Below are 15,214 nucleotides of genomic sequence, written 5' to 3'. Positions count from 1 at the left end.
CATGAACCGGTTTTGAGGCCCGCACGCAGATGAATTCCGGCATCCTGGTGGTCGCTGCCCAGCGCGAATTGCGCCGCAGCCTGTTCGATGCGCTCGACCAGGCGGGCTATCCGCAGATCCACAGCGCACGCGATGTGTCGCACGCCGCGATCCTGCTGGAAGGGCGGCCGCCGCTGCCACCGCTGCAGCTGATGGTGATGGTGCTGGCCGGCGACGAGCGGCAGGCGCGCATCAGCTGCGAGCAATTGCGCCGCCTTGCGGGCGGCGCCGACACGCCACTGATCCTGGTGTTGGCCGACGAGGCCACGCTCAGCCCGGCCGACCTGCCGCCCGGGATCACCGACTGGCTTTCCGCCTCGCAGATCGGCAACGAACTGGTGCCGCGCTGGCGTCGCTCGCAAGCCGCCGGTCGGGGCGCGCGCAAGGCGGTGCCTGCCGAGCCGGACGCCGCGGACGACGACTATCGCTGTGTCTTCGAGGAAGGCGACAGCGAGTGGCTGATCGTCGACGCGCAGAGCCAGCGCCTGCTGGAAGTCAGCCCCACGGTGGCCCGGCACAGCCGGATGCATGCGAGCCAGTGGGAGGGGCTGCCACTGGCCGAGGTGCTGCGTTTCGAAGGCATCGCGACCGAACAGGCGCTGGCCGAGGCCAATCGCAACTGGTATCCCTGCCAGCGCAAATCGGCGCAGGGCGTCGACACCGGTCAGGCCAGCGTGCGGCGGGTTCGGCATGCCGGGAGCGACGCGCTGGCGCTGATGTTCCGCAGCGACCGCGCCGACCTTCGCGCCGAGGCTGCGCTGTCGCTGCTGTCGCGCATTTTCGCTTCCACCACCGGAGTCGACGCGCAGAGCGCGGCCGGCCGCATGCTGTTCGACGAACTGGGGCTGGACTATCTGGCCGTCTGGTCGGCGCGCCAGGACGGCGTCGATGCGCCGACCCAGATGCTGCAGCTGTGGAACGGCGACGATCCGGCATGGCCACCGGCGCAGATGCAGAGTTCGCTGCAGCTCGTGCTGGGCGGCAAGCCGATCCTGTATCGCACCGATGCGAAGCGGCTGGCGCAGGTCGATCCGCTGCTCCGACAGCTCGAACTGGCCGGTTTCGCCGGCCTGCCACTGTACGACGAGCGCCACACGGTGCTCGGCGCGATGCTGGCCGGCAGTCGCCGCGGCTTCGGCGAGATGGGCATCATCGAGCCGGTGCTGCGTTGCGCCGCGGCCCGTTTTGCGCAGATGCTGGAGCTTGGGCGCACCCGCGAACAGGGGCGCGCCGAGGGGTTGGTCGATGCGCTGACCGGCCTGCCGAACCGGCTGCTGTTCAACGACCGGCTGGACACGATCATCCGCGAGGCGACCCGCAACGGCGAGTGCTTCGCCGTGCTGTTCGTCGACCTCGACCGTTTCAAGGCGATCAACGACACCTACGGCCACGCCGCCGGCGACCAGGTGCTGCGCACGGTCACCCAGCGCCTTTGCGGCAGCATCCGTGCCTCCGACACGGTGGCGCGCTATGCCGGCGACGAGTTCACCGTCGTGCTGCGGCACATCGTGAGGAACGACGATGCGTTGCGCGTGGCCGAGAAGATCGTGCAGGTGATGGAGACGCCGCTGTACCTCGAGGACGGCACCGAGCTGCAGGTGACCGCGTCAATGGGATTGAGCTTCTTCCCCGACGACGCCGGCGACACGCAGACCCTGCTCAAGCATGCCGACGAGGCGATGTACGCGGCCAAGCACGAGGGTCGCAACAACTTCCAGATCTACGAAGTCAGCCCCGAGTACGCGCTGCAGCACGGCATGGCGCTGAAGACCCGGTTGCGTCATGCCGAGGGCAACGGCGAGCTGCGCGTGGTCTACCAGCCGCAGGTCGACGCCAAGAGCGAGGACATCGTGGGAATGGAGGCGCTGGTGCGCTGGGAGCATCCCGAGCTGGGCATGATCAGCCCGGCGGTGTTCATCCCGCTGGCCGAAGAAACCGGCCTGATCGTCTCGATCGGCGAATGGGTGATGCGCACGGCCTGCCTCCAGGCGAAGGAGTGGGAACAGCGCTATGGCCTGCGCCTGCGCCTCGGCGTGAACCTGTCCGCGGTGCAACTGATGGAGCCGCAGCTGCTGGACACCGTGGCCAGGGTGCTGCGCGAAACCGACCTGGATCCCGCCCTGCTGGAGATGGAGGTCACCGAAAGCATCAGCATCAAGGCCGTGCCGAACCTGGTCGAGAACCTGCACGGGCTGCACAACCTGGGTTGCCACATCGCGATCGACGATTTCGGCACCGGTGCGGCATCGCTGGATTACCTGCGCCGGTTGCCGGCCGACCGCATCAAGGTTGACCAGAGCTTCGTGCGCAACATCGGGGTGGACCCTGATGACGAGGCGATCGTGCGTGCCACCATCGAGATGGCCCACCGCCTGAAACGCGCAGTGGTGGCGGAAGGCGTGGAGATCGAACAGCACCTGCAGTTCCTGCGCGAGCACGGTTGCGACGAGTTGCAGGGTTACCTGTTCTGCCGCCCGTTGCAGCCGGTCAGCTTCGACAAGCTGCTGGCCGAGCGCCAGCGCCTGCTGGAGGCGCGGGTGGCGGAGCCGGCTTGAGCGGGCGACGGGCGTCCCCATAACTGACCCGGCCCGTCACGGGTCCGGGGCGCCCGCCGGACATGACAACCGGCCAACAGGCTGTACGTTATGGTGGAGGCGCGATCCCACGCAAACTGAACTCGGGCGCCGGACTGCGGTCTGAGCGCCGCGTTCAGTTCAAACAAGCTCCGCAGCGGATGACGGCATTGACGACGGATACGGCCCGGACGGGTGAAAACGAACTGGATCGCGCGCTGGTCGAGCGGGTCCAGCAGGGAGACAAGCGGGCCTTCGACCTGTTGGTGCGCAAGTACCAGCACAAGGTGATCGGGCTGGTTTCCCGCTACGTGAGGAGCCATGCCGAGTGCGAGGACATCGCGCAGGAATCGTTCATCCGCGCCTGGCGGGCGATCGGTTCGTTCCGCGGCGACAGCGCGTTCTACACCTGGCTGTACAAGATCGCGGTGAATACCGCCAAGAACCACCTGGTGGCGCTGGGACGGCGCCCGCCGTCGGGCGACATCGACGCCGACGACGCCGAGTTCATGGCCGGCGCCGAGCGCATGCACGACAGCGCCACCCCCGAGCGCGAACTGATGCGCCAGGAAATTGAACAATCCGTGTTTTCCACTGTCCAATCGTTGCCCGAAGAGCTGCGGACCGCCATCACGCTGCGCGAGGTGGATGGCCTCAGCTACGATGAAATCGCCGAAGCGATGGGCTGCCCGATCGGCACGGTGCGTTCGCGCATCTTCCGGGCGCGCGAGGCGATCGACGAGAAGCTGCGGCCCCTGTTGTCGGACCGCGAGGATCAGACATGAACCAGGCAGGCAATAACCAGGCAGGCGCGGACCAGCAGTTCCGCGAAAGCCTTTCCGCAGGCGTCGATGGCGAGCTGGCGAAGGAGCAACTGCGCTTCCTGTTGCGTCGGCTCGATCACGATGCCTCCCTGCAGCAGACCTGGGGTCGCTACCACGTGGCGCGCGACTGTCTGCGCCGGCAGTTGCCGCCGATGGCGGACAGCAGTTTCGCCGCGCGGGTGAGCCTGGCGATCGAGCGGGAATCCAGGCCGGCGGCCGCCACTCGGCGAAGCCACTGGCTGCGCTGGTCGACCGGCGGCGCCATCGCCGCCAGCGTGGCCGCCGCCGCCCTGATGATCGGCCAGCCGACCGGCGATGCCGAACGCACGATGGCCGCGACCACCCCGCAGGCCACCAGTACCGTCGCCGTCGCCGCATCGGCCGGCAGGTCCGTGGCGCCGGCCACGGTGCCGCCATGGCTGAGCGGCAATTCCGCCGGCCTGCTCAGCCAGCAGGCGTCAGCCACCTTCGGCGGGCCGTTCGTGCAGGGCCAATCGTCGTATGCGCGCCGCCTGTCCGGCTACCCGCCGCTGCGCCGCTATCGCACGCTCGACAACAACGACGGCAGCTACCTGCTGCTGCTCGATCAGGAGCAGCAGATCGCGCCGGATCATCCGCGCCAGGCTTCCGCCGTCGCGCAGTGAGGCGGGTCCGCGTGTGCTTCGCCGCGGCTGCCCGCCATGCCTGTCCCCCCTGACCATCGGCCCGCCGTGTGGCGGATCCGCGCGCGGGTTGCGCCGCAGCCGGCTGAAATCACCCACCAAGGAGGAGTCATGAACCATTCCATCTTGCGCGTCCTGACGTGTTGCGCGCTGCTCGGTGTCGCCGGTGTCGCTGGTGTCGGCAGCGTGCAGGCGCAGGTACCGGCGGCGGCGAGCTTGCCGGATTTCACCGGGATCGTGCAGAAGAACGCGCCGGCCGTGGTGCACGTGGAGGCCCGCTACAACGGCGAACGGCAGGGCGGCAGCCGGGGCGTCGGGCAGGCGATGCCCGGCCAGGGCATGCCGGACGATCCGCAGGCCGACATCCTGCGGCGTTTCTTCGGCATGCCGATGATGCCGTCGCCGCAGGATCAGAAGCATACTTCGCTGGGCTCCGGCTTCATCATCTCCGGCGACGGCTACATCCTCACCAACAACCACGTGGTCGATCACGCCGACAAGGTGACCGTGCGCCTGCAGGACCGGCGCACGCTGACCGCCAAGGTGGTCGGCACCGACCCCACCTACGACATCGCGCTGCTCAAGGTCGATGCCGGCGGCAGCCTGCCGGCGGTAAGCCTCGGTGATTCGCGCAGCCTCAAGCCTGGCCAGTGGGTGCTCGCGATCGGTTCGCCGTTCGGTTTCGACTACACCGTGACGCAGGGCATCGTCAGCGCGGTGGGCCGCAACCTGGGCCAGCGCGATCAGCCCTACACCTCGTTCATCCAGACCGACGTGCCGATCAACCGCGGCAACTCTGGTGGCCCGCTGTTTGACCTGCAGGGCCGCGTGGTCGGCATCAATTCGCAGATCTACTCCAACACCGGTACCTATTCCGGCGTGGCGTTCTCGATCCCGATCGACGTGGCGATGAACGCGGTGCAGCAGATCAAGAGCAAGGGCTACGTCTCGCGCGGCATGCTCGGGGTGATGGTGCAGCCGGTCGACGACGACATGGTCAAGGCATTCGGCCTGGACAACGGCGTGGGCGCTGCCGTGGTCGAGGTCACGGCGGACAGCGGCGCCGCCAAGGCCGGCATCCAGCCCGGCGACATCATCCTGGCCTACGACGGACGGACGCTGCAGCAGGCCTCGGACCTGCCGCCGCTGGTCGGCATGACCAAGCCGGGAACCAAGGTGCCGCTGGAGATCCTGCGCAATGGCAAGCGGCAGACGCTCGAGGTCGCCATCGGCGAGGCTTCGCGCGACCGCGATGCGGTGGGCGGCAAGGGCGCTGCGCCGGGTCCGGGCAGCAGCGGCTCGGCCGCGCTTGGTCTTGCCGTGGAGCCGCTCGACGGCGATACCCGCAAGCAGCTGGGGCTGAAACCCGGACAGGGCGTGGTGATCAGCGACATCACCGGCTCGGTGGCGGCGCAGGCCGGCCTGCGCGCCGGCGACGTGATCACCATGGTCAACCAGCAGAGGATCGGCAGCGTGGCCGAGTTCCAGGCCGCCACCAAGGACGTGAAGGCCGGCAGCACGGTGCTGTTGCTGGTGCGCCGCGGCGACCAGAGCAGCTTCATCGGCCTGACCGTACCGGAAGGCAGGTAGGCGGCCCGGCGGCTGGCGTATCCATGCGGTCCGGTCGCGGCCCGTTCGCTCCGGTGAACGGGCCGCGGCTGTGGCGCATGGCCCGGTGGCGGCGACGGGTTCCATGCGATAATGCCGGGTTAGCGTCGCGTCATCGCGATGCGCCGTCACGCATGGTGCGTGACGGCGAGACCCAAGCCCGACAGGCCGCCAGCGCTCCATGGAATTGATCCGCAACTTCTCCATCATCGCCCACATCGACCATGGCAAGTCGACGCTGGCCGACCGCATCATCCAGCTTTGCGGCGGCCTGGCCGACCGCGAGATGGAGGCGCAGGTGCTGGACAACAATCCGATCGAGCGCGAGCGCGGCATTACCATCAAGGCGCAGTCGGTGTCGCTGCCGTACAAGGCGCGCGACGGCAAGACCTACCAGCTCAACTTCATCGACACCCCCGGCCACGTCGACTTCTCCTACGAGGTGAGCCGCTCGCTGGCGGCCTGCGAGGGCGCGCTGCTGGTGGTGGACGCCGCCCAGGGCGTGGAGGCGCAGTCCGTCGCCAACTGCTACACCGCGGTGGAGATGGGCCTGGAAGTGGTGCCGGTGCTGAACAAGATCGATCTGCCCACCGCCGACATCGAGAAGGTGAAGGGCGAGATCGAGGCGGTGATCGGCATTGACGCCACCGACGCGGTGGCGATCAGCGCCAAGACCGGCCTCAACGTGGTGGAGGTGCTGGAGGCGATCGTCGCGCGCATCCCGCCGCCGCAGCCGCGCGATACCGACCGGCTGCAGGCGCTGATCATCGACTCCTGGTTCGACAACTACCTGGGCGTGGTGTCGCTGGTGCGCGTGATGCAGGGCGAGATCAAGCCGGGCGACAAGCTGCTGGTGATGTCCACCGGGCGCACCCACGAGGTGGACGACGTGGGCGTGTTCACGCCCAAGCGCAAGAAGCTGGACAAGCTGGGCGCCGGCGAGGTGGGCTGGATCAATGCATCGATCAAGGACGTGCATGGCGCGCCGGTGGGCGACACGCTGACCCTGGCCGCGAAGCCGGCCGGGAAGCCACTGCCCGGTTTCCAGACCATGCAGCCGCGCGTGTTCGCCGGCCTGTTCCCGGTGTCCTCGGACGACTTCCCGGCGATGCGCGAGGCGCTGGACAAGCTGCGCCTCAACGACGCCGCGCTGTTCTTCGAGCCGGAATCCTCCGAGGCGATGGGTTTCGGCTTCCGCTGCGGCTTCCTCGGCATGCTGCACATGGAAATCGTGCAGGAGCGGCTGGAGCGCGAATACGATCTGAACCTGATCACCACCGCGCCGACCGTGGTGTATGAGGTACTCAAGACCGACGGTTCGATCCTGATGCTGGACAACCCGGCCAAGTTGCCGACGAATTCCAGCCTGGTGCAGGAAATCCGCGAGCCGATCATCGTTGCCAACATCCTCACGCCGCCGGACTACATCGGCAACGTGATCACCCTGTGCGAGGAGAAGCGCGGCGTGCAGCGTTCGATCCAGTACCTGGCGACCCAGGTGCAGATCAGCTACGAAATGCCGCTGGCCGAGGTGGTGCTGGATTTCTTCGACCGGTTGAAGTCGGTCTCGCGCGGCTACGCCTCGATGGACTACCACTTCGACCGCTTCGAGGCTGGCCCGTTCGTGCGCGTGGACGTGCTGATCAACGGCGAGCGCGTGGATGCGCTCTCGCTGATCGTGCACCGCAGTCATGCCGACCGGCGCGGGCGCGACCTAGTCGAGCGGATGAAGGACCTGATCCCGCGCCAGCAGTTCGACGTGGCGATCCAGGCCGCGATCGGCGCGCAGGTCATCGCGCGCTCCACGGTGAAAGCCCTGCGCAAGAATGTTCTGGCCAAGTGCTACGGCGGCGACGTCAGCCGCAAGAAGAAGCTTCTGGAAAAGCAGAAGGAAGGCAAGAAGCGCATGAAGCAGGTCGGCCGCGTGGAAATCCCCCAGGAAGCGTTCCTGGCCGTATTGAAAGTAGACAAATAGCAAGGCCGGAAACCGGAAGCCGGTAATCGGGAATCGCAAAGCTGGCCGCTTAGGTTCCCGACCACCGCTTTCCCACTCCCGGCCCCAACGGAGCTCTGCATGGAATTCGATTTCTCCGCCATCCTGCTTGCCCTCACCGTGCTGTTCGGCGTGGTGTGGGGGCTGGATCGGCTGTTTCTGTACAAGCGGCGCAAGGCACGCCTGGACGCCGCCGGCGAGGAGTATCGCGACCCGGCCCCGGTGGACTGGTCGCGCTCGCTGTTTCCGGTGGTGCTGGTGGTACTGCTGTTGCGCTCGTTCGTGGCCGAGCCGTTCCGCATTCCGTCCGGCTCGATGATGCCGACGCTGGACGTGGGCGATTTCATCCTGGTGAACAAGTTCGCCTACGGCTTGCGCATGCCGGCGTTCAACAACAAGTTCGTCGAACTCGGCGAGCCGAAGCGCGGCGACGTGGTGGTGTTCCGCTTCCCCGGCTACCTGTGCCAGGACGGCGGCCGGCTGGTGCGCAGCGGCGATATGAGCTGCAGCGACCCCCAGGCGCCGGTGCAGCAGCAGAACTGGATCAAGCGGGTGGTCGGCCTGCCGGGCGACAGTATCGAGGTGCATGGCGCCGACCTGCTGGTCAACGGCCAGCGCGTGAACGCCGAGGAGATCGGCCCCTACGTGGGCAATCCGCAGCGCAGCGTCGACCAGATCATGCTGAACATGGGTGCCACGGTGTGGACCGAGCACCTGGGCAAGGTCAGCCACATGATCGCGCGGATGCCGGCCTACACCACGCCGAATTCGATCCCGAACGACCGGGTGCCCTCGAAGGTGCCGCCGGGGTGCTATCTGGTCATGGGCGACAACCGCAACGACAGCCTCGACAGCCGCTGGTGGGGCTGCCTGCCGGAGCAGAACCTGGCCGGCAAGGCGTTCCTGATCTGGATGAGCTGGAAGGGCTGGGGCACCGGCGGCGTTGATTTCTCGCGGATCGGCACGGTGATCCACTGAGGCCGTGGTGGCGCCGGGGCGTTTGCCAAAGCGTGACGGGATCGAACCGTCGCGCACGTGCAGCAGCCGACAGTGCGAGAATCCGCAGGCATAATCGGCACGCCGGCGAGGCCAGCCCCGCCGCACCCGGACCAACCACAGACAGGCACGCCGCACCGGCGGCACTAGCGAGGGGACTATGAAATCGAAGCAGTCGGGCATCACCCTGATCGGGTTCCTGATCGTCATGGCCTTCGTGGCCTTCCTGGCCTACATGGCGATGAAGCTGGCGCCGTCGTATTCGGAATACATGGGCGTGGTGAAGGCGATGAACCAGGTCGCCACCGAAGGCACCAACGGCAAGTCGCTGGACGATATCCGCCGGGGCCTGATGTTCAAGATGGGCTTCCAGTACGTCGACGACGCCACCATCCAGCCTAAGGACATCACCATCGTGCGCAACAGCGGCGGCGCCAGCCAGCTGCGCGTGGCCTACGACAAGCAGATCCCGTTCATGTACAACATCGATTTCCTGCTGCACTTCGACAAGAGCGTGCCGCTGCAGGGCAACGTGGGCGAGTGATTTGTCGGAACTGAACTACCGCTTCCGCGATCCGGCACTGGCGCAGCTGGCGCTGACCCACCGCAGCGTCGGCAAGCCGAACAACGAGCGGCTGGAGTTTCTCGGCGACGCGCTGCTCGGCGCGATCGTCGCCGAGATGCTGTACGAGGTGCACCCCAAGGCCAGCGAGGGCGAGCTGTCGCGGTTGCGGGCGCAACTGGTCAACGGCCAGGCGCTGGCGGTGATGGCGCGTGAACTGGCGCTGGGCGACGGGCTGAAGCTTGGCCCCGGCGAGCTGAAGAGCGGCGGCTTCCGGCGCGACTCGATCCTCGCCGACGCGTTCGAGGCGACGGTGGCCGCCGTATACCTGGATGGCGGTTTCGAAGCCTGCCGCGAAACCGTGAGGGGGCTGTTCGTCGAACGCATCGCAGCCCTGCGCCGCTCCTCCAAGGATGCCAAGACGCGGCTGCAGGAATGGCTGCAGGCCAAGGGCCTGGCGTTGCCGCAGTACGAACTGATCGCCAGCCACGGCGAAGACCATGCCAAGACCTTCGACGTCAGCTGCTCGGTCACCGAGCCGCTGGCGTTCACCGCGGAGGCCCGTGGCGGCAACCGCCGCGCCGCCGAGCAGGATGCGGCCGAGGCCGTGCTCAACCGGCTGCTGGAGCAGCAGCGCGGCGCCTGACCCTCTCCGCTTCGCCGCCGGCACCGTCCGCGTGCCGCCTCCGGCTAAGCACTACACTTGCCATCCGAACCGTCGAGCAACCCGCGTCATGAACCAAGAACTGGACTCCGCCGCCGGCAGCCTGCCGCACGAGAATTTCCGCTGCGGCACGGTCGCGCTGGCCGGGCGGCCCAACGTGGGCAAGTCGACCCTGCTCAACGCGCTGATCGGCTTTCGCCTGTCGATCACCAGTCCGCGGCCGCAGACCACCCGCCACCGCATTCTCGGCATCAACACCAGCGAGGCCGGGCAGATCATGTACGTCGACACGCCGGGCCTGCATCGCGGTGCCAAGCGGGCGATGAACCGCAGCCTGAACCGCGCCGCGCGCTCGGCGATCAGCGATGTCGACCTGGTGGTGCAGGTGATCGAGGCCGGCCGCTGGACCGACGAGGACGAGGCGCTCTACGCCGCCCTGGTCGAGCAGTCGACGCCGCGCCTGCTGGTGATCAACAAGGTCGACCTCAGCAAGGACAAGTCGGCGATGCTGCCGTTCGTGGCCGAGCTGGCGGCGAAGCACAGCTACGACGAGATCCACTACGTCAGCGCGCTCAAGCGCAAGGGCCTGAAGGAGCTGGAACAGGCGATCCTCGAGCGCCTGCCGGTGCGCCCGCCGGTGTTCGGCGAGGACGAGATCACCGACCGCAGCGAGCGCTTCCTCGCCGCCGAGATGGTGCGCGAGCAGCTGATGCTGCGGCTCGACCAGGAACTGCCGTATGCCACCACGGTCGAGATCGAGCAGTTCAGCGACCGCCCCGACGGCATCGCCGAGATCCACGCGGTGATCTGGGTCGAGCGCGACGGCCAGAAGGCGATCGTGATCGGCAACGGCGGCGCCCAGCTCAAGGCGATCGGCACGAACGCGCGGCGCCACATGGAGCGCATGTTCGAGCGCAAGGTGTTCCTGAAGCTGTGGGTGAAGGTGCGCGAAGGCTGGGTCGACGACGAGAACATGCTGAAGAAGTTTGGCTATACCGACTAGGGTCGTGGTTCGGGATCCAGGATTCGTAAAAACCTCGAAGCCTGCAGCTCTTGTGAATCCCCGATCCCGAATCCCGGTTTTCACTCATGCGCATCGAACAGCAACCCGCCTACGTCCTGCACGCGCGTCCCTACCGCGAGACGTCGCTGCTGCTGGAATGCCTGACCCGCGGGCATGGCCGGCTCGGCGTGGTGGCGCGTGGCGTGCGCGGCGAGCGCTCGCGCCTGCGGCGGACCCAGCTGGAGCCGTTCCAGCCGCTGGCGCTGGGTCTGCTGCTGCGCGGCGAGCTGGCCACGCTGACCGCGGTCGAGGGGGTGGGTATGCCGGCCCGCCTGTCGGGCGACGCCGGGCTGGCCGGGTTGTATCTCAACGAGCTGGTGGTACGTCTGACCGGGCGGCAGGATCCACACCCGCTGCTGTTCGATGCCTACGCGCGGACGCTGGCGCGGCTGGCTGCCGGCGAATCGCTGGCATGGAGCCTGCGCCGCTTCGAGCGCGACCTGCTCGAGGCGATCGGCTACGGCTTGCAGCTGCGGCATGACGCCGACAGCGGCGAGGCGATCGAACCGGCAGCATGCTACCGCTATGTGGCCGAGCAGGGCGCGGTGCGTTGCGTCGCCGGCAGTCCGCACGCACTGCGCGGCAGCGACCTGCTGGCGCTGGGACGGGACGAGATGCCCGACAGCGGTGGCCTGAAGGATCTGCGCGACATGATGCGCGAGGTCATCCGCTTCCACCTCGGCGGCGGCGAACTGCGCGCCTGGCGGGTATTGGCGATGGCCGTGTCGCGGCGACCCTAGTCGTCCAGCGCCTGCAGCGTCGCCTGGAGCACGGTACGGAAGCGGGCCAGGGCCGCCGGCGTGGCGCCACGTCGCGAGACCTGCTGCTGCAGCAGCACGGTCTGCCGCGACAGCGCGGCCGCGCCGCAGAAACCGCAGGACGAGCGCAGCCGGTGCAGACGTTCGCTGAAGCCGTCGCGATCGCGGCTCAGCGGATCCAGTTCCTGCTGGAGCAGGGCCAGTTCCTCGCGCAGCAGCAGGCGCAGCGCGCGCATGGTGGTGGCGTCGCCGGTGGTGTCCAGCGCGGCGCGGTCGTCCAGCATGGAGGCCTCGTCGCGCCCCGGCTGTACCAGGGCCAGCACACGCTGCAGCTCGGCCAGCCCGCAAGGCTTGACCAGCACCTCGCTGAAACCGGCGTCGAGCAACGGCTGGCGACCGTCCGGCGTCAGCTCGGCGGTGGTGGCGACGGCGAGGCTTTCCGTCGAATGCGCCAGCGGGTCTTCGCGCAACGCGGCGAGGATCTGCCGCGCGCCGGCGCCCGGCATGCGGCAGTCGAGCAGCAGCAGGTCGAAGGCCTCGGTGCGGGCGAGCTGCAGCGCCGCCAGGCCGTCCATGCAGGCCTGCGCGCGGGCGCCCAGTGCATCGAGCCCGTCGCACAGGAAACGGCAGCTGCCGGGGTCGTCGTCGGCTACCAGCACGCGTGGACGGGCGAGGTCGATCGGGTCCGGATCGGGGTCGGCAAGGTGGCTGGTCATGACAAAATCCGTGTCGTTCAGCTTGATTTGGCAGAATGGCGCCACATGCGCCCAAACTCAAGCCACCTGTTGCTGCTTTGCTGCCTGCTGCTGGGCCTCGGCTGGATGCTGCCCGCGCGGGCGGATGTGCTGCTGACGGCGAAATCGATCAGCGTGCCCGGGCTGCGCCTGCAGGGGGTAAGCGTCCGCCTCGGCGAGGACGCGGCTGGTGGCCTGCGTCTGCAGTTGAGCGCGGAGCAGGCGGACGTGCCGGCGATGGGCTGGCGGCGGCTGGCACTGAACCTCGATGGCAACCTGCAGCGGGATGCCCGGCTGCGCTGGATCATGGACGGCAACGTGCGTCTGGCCGGCGCCCCCGGCGGCGCGCTCGGCGATGCCCACGTGAACGTGCTGCTCAGCGAGGCGGCCAACACGCTGCAGGTCGACATCCAGCAGGGCAAGGCGCATGCCCGGAGCGCGCTGCCGCTGGACCAGCCGACCCACGCGCAGATCAACCTTTACAACCTTCCCGCCGGATGGCTGCAGGGCCTGCTCGGCACGGTATGGTCGGGCCGTCCCACCGGCGGGCGGCTGGATGCCGAACTGGCGCTGGACCTGCGCAGCCCCGGCCTGCAGTCGTCCGGCCAGTTCACCCTGCGCGGTGTCGGTTTCGACACGCCGGGCGGCACCATGGCCGGACAGGGCCTGGGCGGCACCGGGCGCTTCAGCCTCGATACCACCGGCGGCCCGGCCAAGGTCGACCTGGACGCCAGCCTGCATGGCGGCGAGCTGCTGCTCGGACCGCTGTACGCGAAGCTGCCGGATCATCCGGTGCAGCTAGCTCTACGCGCCAGCGCGCAGAATGGGGCGATCGAGCTGAGCCGTTTGCGCCTGAACGATGCCGACGCCCTGCAGCTCGACGGCGCGCTGGGCTTCGACGCCAAGGGCAGCTTGAAGACGCTGCGGCTGGAGCGCCTGCACGCCAGTTTTCCCGCCGCCTACCAGCGCTACGGCGAGGCCTGGCTCAGTACGCTGGGCCTGCGCAACATGCATATCCGCGGCCAGCTGAATGGCAGTGTGGACCTGCGCCCCGATGGCCCGCACGGTTTTGCATTCAATACCGAGGGTCTGGACCTGGCGGATGCGGACGGCCATCTGGCGATCGACGGCCTGCAGGGTGGGCTGGACTGGGTGGCCGACGGCGAACGTCCGGCCAGCACGCTCGGCTGGCGCCGCCTGCAGTTCTACCGCGTTCCCTTGGGTGCCGCACAGGCGCAGTGGCGCAGCCGCAACGGCACACTCAGCCTGCTGCAGCCGCTGCAGATGCCGGTGCTGCAGGGCCAGTTGCGGATCGGCGAGCTGGACTGGCGCCCGGCGGCGGCAAAAGGCCAGCGGCTGGCGGCGTCGCTGGCGCTGACCGGGGTGGACATGAGCGCCTTCAGCCAGGCGATGGGCTGGCCGGCCTTCCCGGGCACGCTGGGCGGCGCGGTTCCATCGCTGCGCTGGATCGATGACGGCTTCGAGCTGCAGGGCGGGCTGTCGGCCAACCTGTTCGGCGGCTTCGTCGACATCACCCGGCTCTCGCTGCAGCAGCCGTTCGGAGCGAATCCGGTGCTGACCGGCGACATCGCGATGCAGCAGCTGGACCTGGGCGCGATCACCAGCGTGTTCGATTTCGGCAGCATCACCGGGCCGCTGGACGGTTCGATCCGCAACCTGCGGCTGGTCAACTGGAGCCCGGTGGCGTTCGAGGCCAGCCTGCGCGCCAGCCAGGGCGGCCGGATCAGCCAGCGCGCCGTGAACAACCTCACCACGGTCGGCGGCGGCGGCATCGCCGCGGGCCTGCAGGGTGCCATGCTGAAACTGTTCAAGACCTTCGGCTACAAGCGCATCGGCCTCGACTGCACGTTGCAGGGCACGGTGTGCCAGATGGGCGGGCTGGACACCACCGATGATGGTTACACTATGGTCGAAGGCAGCGGCCTGCCGCGGCTGCAGGTGATCGGCCACCAGACCCGGGTCGACTGGCCGACCCTGGTGCGGCGCCTGCAGGAAGCCGTGCACGGGGCGGCCCCGGAAGTTCGCTGAGCGCCACCCTCGACCCCCGTCGTCAAACTTCGTCGTCAAACCGGGAGCAACGTCATGCGCAAGCTCGTCTACGTCGTCCTGACCGCACTGGCCGTGGCGCTGGTCGGCTGCGTCACCATCAACGTTTACTTCCCCGAGGCGGCGGCGCAGAAGGCCGCCGACCAGTTCATCGGCAAGGTGCTGGACAACGGGGGGGCCAATCCCGCGCCGGCGCCGAAGCAGCCCAAGCCCGCCGCGACGGACGGCCAGCCGTCGGCGATGCTGCTCGACCTGCTGGTACCGGCCGCGCATGCCGCCGACACGCCGGACATCCGCATCCAGACCGCCGCCACCGAGGCGATCAGCCAGCGCATGCAGGGACGCTTCCAGGGCGCGCTGGGCGACCTGCTCGACAGCGGCGCGGCGGGCTTCACCCGCGACGGCATGGTGGCCATGCGTGATGCCGCCAAGGTGCCGCTGAGCCAGCGCGCGCAGGCGAATGCCACGGTGGCCGACGAGAACCGCGACCGCGCCGCGCTGTATCGCGAGGTCGCCAATGCCAACAACCATCCGGAATGGGAGGCGCAGATCCGCGCCACCTTCGCCAAGAGCTGGATCGAGAAGGCACACGCGGGCTGGTACTACCAGAACGCATCCGGCGCCTGGCAGAAGAAGTAGCCGCGGGCGCCAGCGGGGCCGATCTGGGATAA

General features: G+C 68.3%; 13 protein-coding genes. 12 read left to right on the top strand and 1 reads right to left on the bottom strand.

From position 1 onward, the window contains the following. Positions 1–29: 29 nt before the first annotated feature. The 10 genes from DEO45_RS03435 (at position 30) to recO (ending at position 11,724) form a co-directional block, all read left to right on the top strand. Complete coding sequence (locus tag DEO45_RS03435; RefSeq protein ID WP_114340910.1) at positions 30–2,594, top strand: putative bifunctional diguanylate cyclase/phosphodiesterase; 2,565 nt, start codon at positions 30–32, stop codon at positions 2,592–2,594. A gap of 179 nt (positions 2,595–2,773) precedes the next feature. Continuing rightward, positions 2,774–3,397 (top strand): RNA polymerase sigma factor RpoE, encoded by a 624-nt coding sequence (gene rpoE / locus DEO45_RS03430; protein WP_189339679.1) that lies wholly within the window; start codon positions 2,774–2,776, stop codon positions 3,395–3,397. Next, positions 3,394–4,080, top strand: a complete 687-nt coding sequence (locus DEO45_RS03425; protein WP_114340909.1) for a sigma-E factor negative regulatory protein — start codon at positions 3,394–3,396, stop codon at positions 4,078–4,080. The genes rpoE and DEO45_RS03425 overlap by 4 nt, the downstream gene beginning before the upstream one ends. Positions 4,081–4,209: 129 nt before the next feature. Continuing rightward, a complete protein-coding gene (locus tag DEO45_RS03420) occupies positions 4,210–5,688 on the top strand; it encodes a Do family serine endopeptidase (RefSeq protein WP_114340908.1) in 1,479 nt (492 codons plus the stop codon). Positions 5,689–5,887: 199 nt separating this feature from the next. Then, positions 5,888–7,681, top strand: coding sequence for a translation elongation factor 4 (gene lepA, locus DEO45_RS03415; RefSeq protein WP_114340907.1), 1,794 nt, complete (start codon positions 5,888–5,890; stop codon positions 7,679–7,681). 99 nt (positions 7,682–7,780) lie between these two features. After that, a complete protein-coding gene (gene lepB / locus DEO45_RS03410; protein WP_114340906.1) occupies positions 7,781–8,677 on the top strand; it encodes a signal peptidase I in 897 nt (298 codons plus the stop codon). Positions 8,678–8,855: 178 nt separating this feature from the next. Continuing rightward, positions 8,856–9,239, top strand: a complete 384-nt coding sequence (locus tag DEO45_RS03405; RefSeq protein ID WP_114340905.1) for a DUF4845 domain-containing protein — start codon at positions 8,856–8,858, stop codon at positions 9,237–9,239. A 1-nt stretch (position 9,240) separates the two neighbouring features. Continuing rightward, entirely contained in the window at positions 9,241–9,903 is a 663-nt protein-coding gene (gene rnc / locus DEO45_RS03400) for a ribonuclease III (protein ID WP_114340904.1), read from the top strand. 88 nt (positions 9,904–9,991) lie between these two features. Then, positions 9,992–10,924, top strand: a complete 933-nt coding sequence (gene era / locus DEO45_RS03395) for a GTPase Era (RefSeq protein WP_114340903.1) — start codon at positions 9,992–9,994, stop codon at positions 10,922–10,924. An 86-nt stretch (positions 10,925–11,010) separates the two neighbouring features. Next, complete coding sequence (recO, locus tag DEO45_RS03390; RefSeq protein WP_114340902.1) at positions 11,011–11,724, top strand: DNA repair protein RecO; 714 nt, start codon at positions 11,011–11,013, stop codon at positions 11,722–11,724. Here the strand turns inward: recO and DEO45_RS03385 are convergent. Continuing rightward, positions 11,721–12,458 carry a response regulator gene (locus DEO45_RS03385; protein WP_114341304.1) on the bottom strand — a complete coding sequence of 246 codons (738 nt, stop codon included), beginning with the start codon at positions 12,456–12,458 and terminating at the stop codon, positions 11,721–11,723. The two genes, recO and DEO45_RS03385, sit on opposite strands and share 4 nt — an antisense overlap. Positions 12,459–12,503: 45 nt before the next feature. On the opposite strand from DEO45_RS03385, the gene DEO45_RS03380 reads away from it, so the two are divergent. Together DEO45_RS03380 and DEO45_RS03375 are read left to right on the top strand one after the other, a co-directional pair. Next, positions 12,504–14,525: a hypothetical protein gene (locus DEO45_RS03380; protein ID WP_114340901.1), complete on the top strand. Its 2,022-nt coding sequence runs from the start codon at positions 12,504–12,506 to the stop codon at positions 14,523–14,525. 54 nt (positions 14,526–14,579) lie between these two features. Beyond that, the gene (locus DEO45_RS03375; protein ID WP_114340900.1) at positions 14,580–15,182 is read left to right on the top strand and encodes a YdbL family protein; all 603 of its coding nucleotides are present in this window, start codon (positions 14,580–14,582) and stop codon (positions 15,180–15,182) included. The last annotated feature ends 32 nt before the right edge of the window (positions 15,183–15,214 follow it).

This window comes from Rhodanobacter denitrificans (assembly GCF_003335105.1).
Lineage (GTDB): Bacteria > Pseudomonadota > Gammaproteobacteria > Xanthomonadales > Rhodanobacteraceae > Rhodanobacter > Rhodanobacter denitrificans_A.
Note: the sequence above shows the minus strand (reverse complement) of the source record. Positions and strands in the feature narration are given on the sequence as shown.

What these genes read in the sequence shown, in the direction of transcription:
- rpoE (WP_189339679.1), top strand. Translation starts at nt 2,774, where the DNA reads ATGACGGCATTGACGACGGATACGGCCCGGACGGGTGAAAACGAACTG.
- DEO45_RS03405 (WP_114340905.1), top strand. Translation starts at nt 8,856, where the DNA reads ATGAAATCGAAGCAGTCGGGCATCACCCTGATCGGGTTCCTGATCGTC.
- DEO45_RS03435 (WP_114340910.1), top strand. Translation starts at nt 30, where the DNA reads ATGAATTCCGGCATCCTGGTGGTCGCTGCCCAGCGCGAATTGCGCCGC.
- recO (WP_114340902.1), top strand. Translation starts at nt 11,011, where the DNA reads ATGCGCATCGAACAGCAACCCGCCTACGTCCTGCACGCGCGTCCCTAC.
- DEO45_RS03420 (WP_114340908.1), top strand. Translation starts at nt 4,210, where the DNA reads ATGAACCATTCCATCTTGCGCGTCCTGACGTGTTGCGCGCTGCTCGGT.
- DEO45_RS03375 (WP_114340900.1), top strand. Translation starts at nt 14,580, where the DNA reads ATGCGCAAGCTCGTCTACGTCGTCCTGACCGCACTGGCCGTGGCGCTG.
- DEO45_RS03380 (WP_114340901.1), top strand. Translation starts at nt 12,504, where the DNA reads ATGCGCCCAAACTCAAGCCACCTGTTGCTGCTTTGCTGCCTGCTGCTG.
- lepA (WP_114340907.1), top strand. Translation starts at nt 5,888, where the DNA reads ATGGAATTGATCCGCAACTTCTCCATCATCGCCCACATCGACCATGGC.
- DEO45_RS03425 (WP_114340909.1), top strand. Translation starts at nt 3,394, where the DNA reads ATGAACCAGGCAGGCAATAACCAGGCAGGCGCGGACCAGCAGTTCCGC.
- lepB (WP_114340906.1), top strand. Translation starts at nt 7,781, where the DNA reads ATGGAATTCGATTTCTCCGCCATCCTGCTTGCCCTCACCGTGCTGTTC.
- era (WP_114340903.1), top strand. Translation starts at nt 9,992, where the DNA reads ATGAACCAAGAACTGGACTCCGCCGCCGGCAGCCTGCCGCACGAGAAT.
- DEO45_RS03385 (WP_114341304.1), bottom strand. Translation starts at nt 12,458, where the DNA reads ATGACCAGCCACCTTGCCGACCCCGATCCGGACCCGATCGACCTCGCC.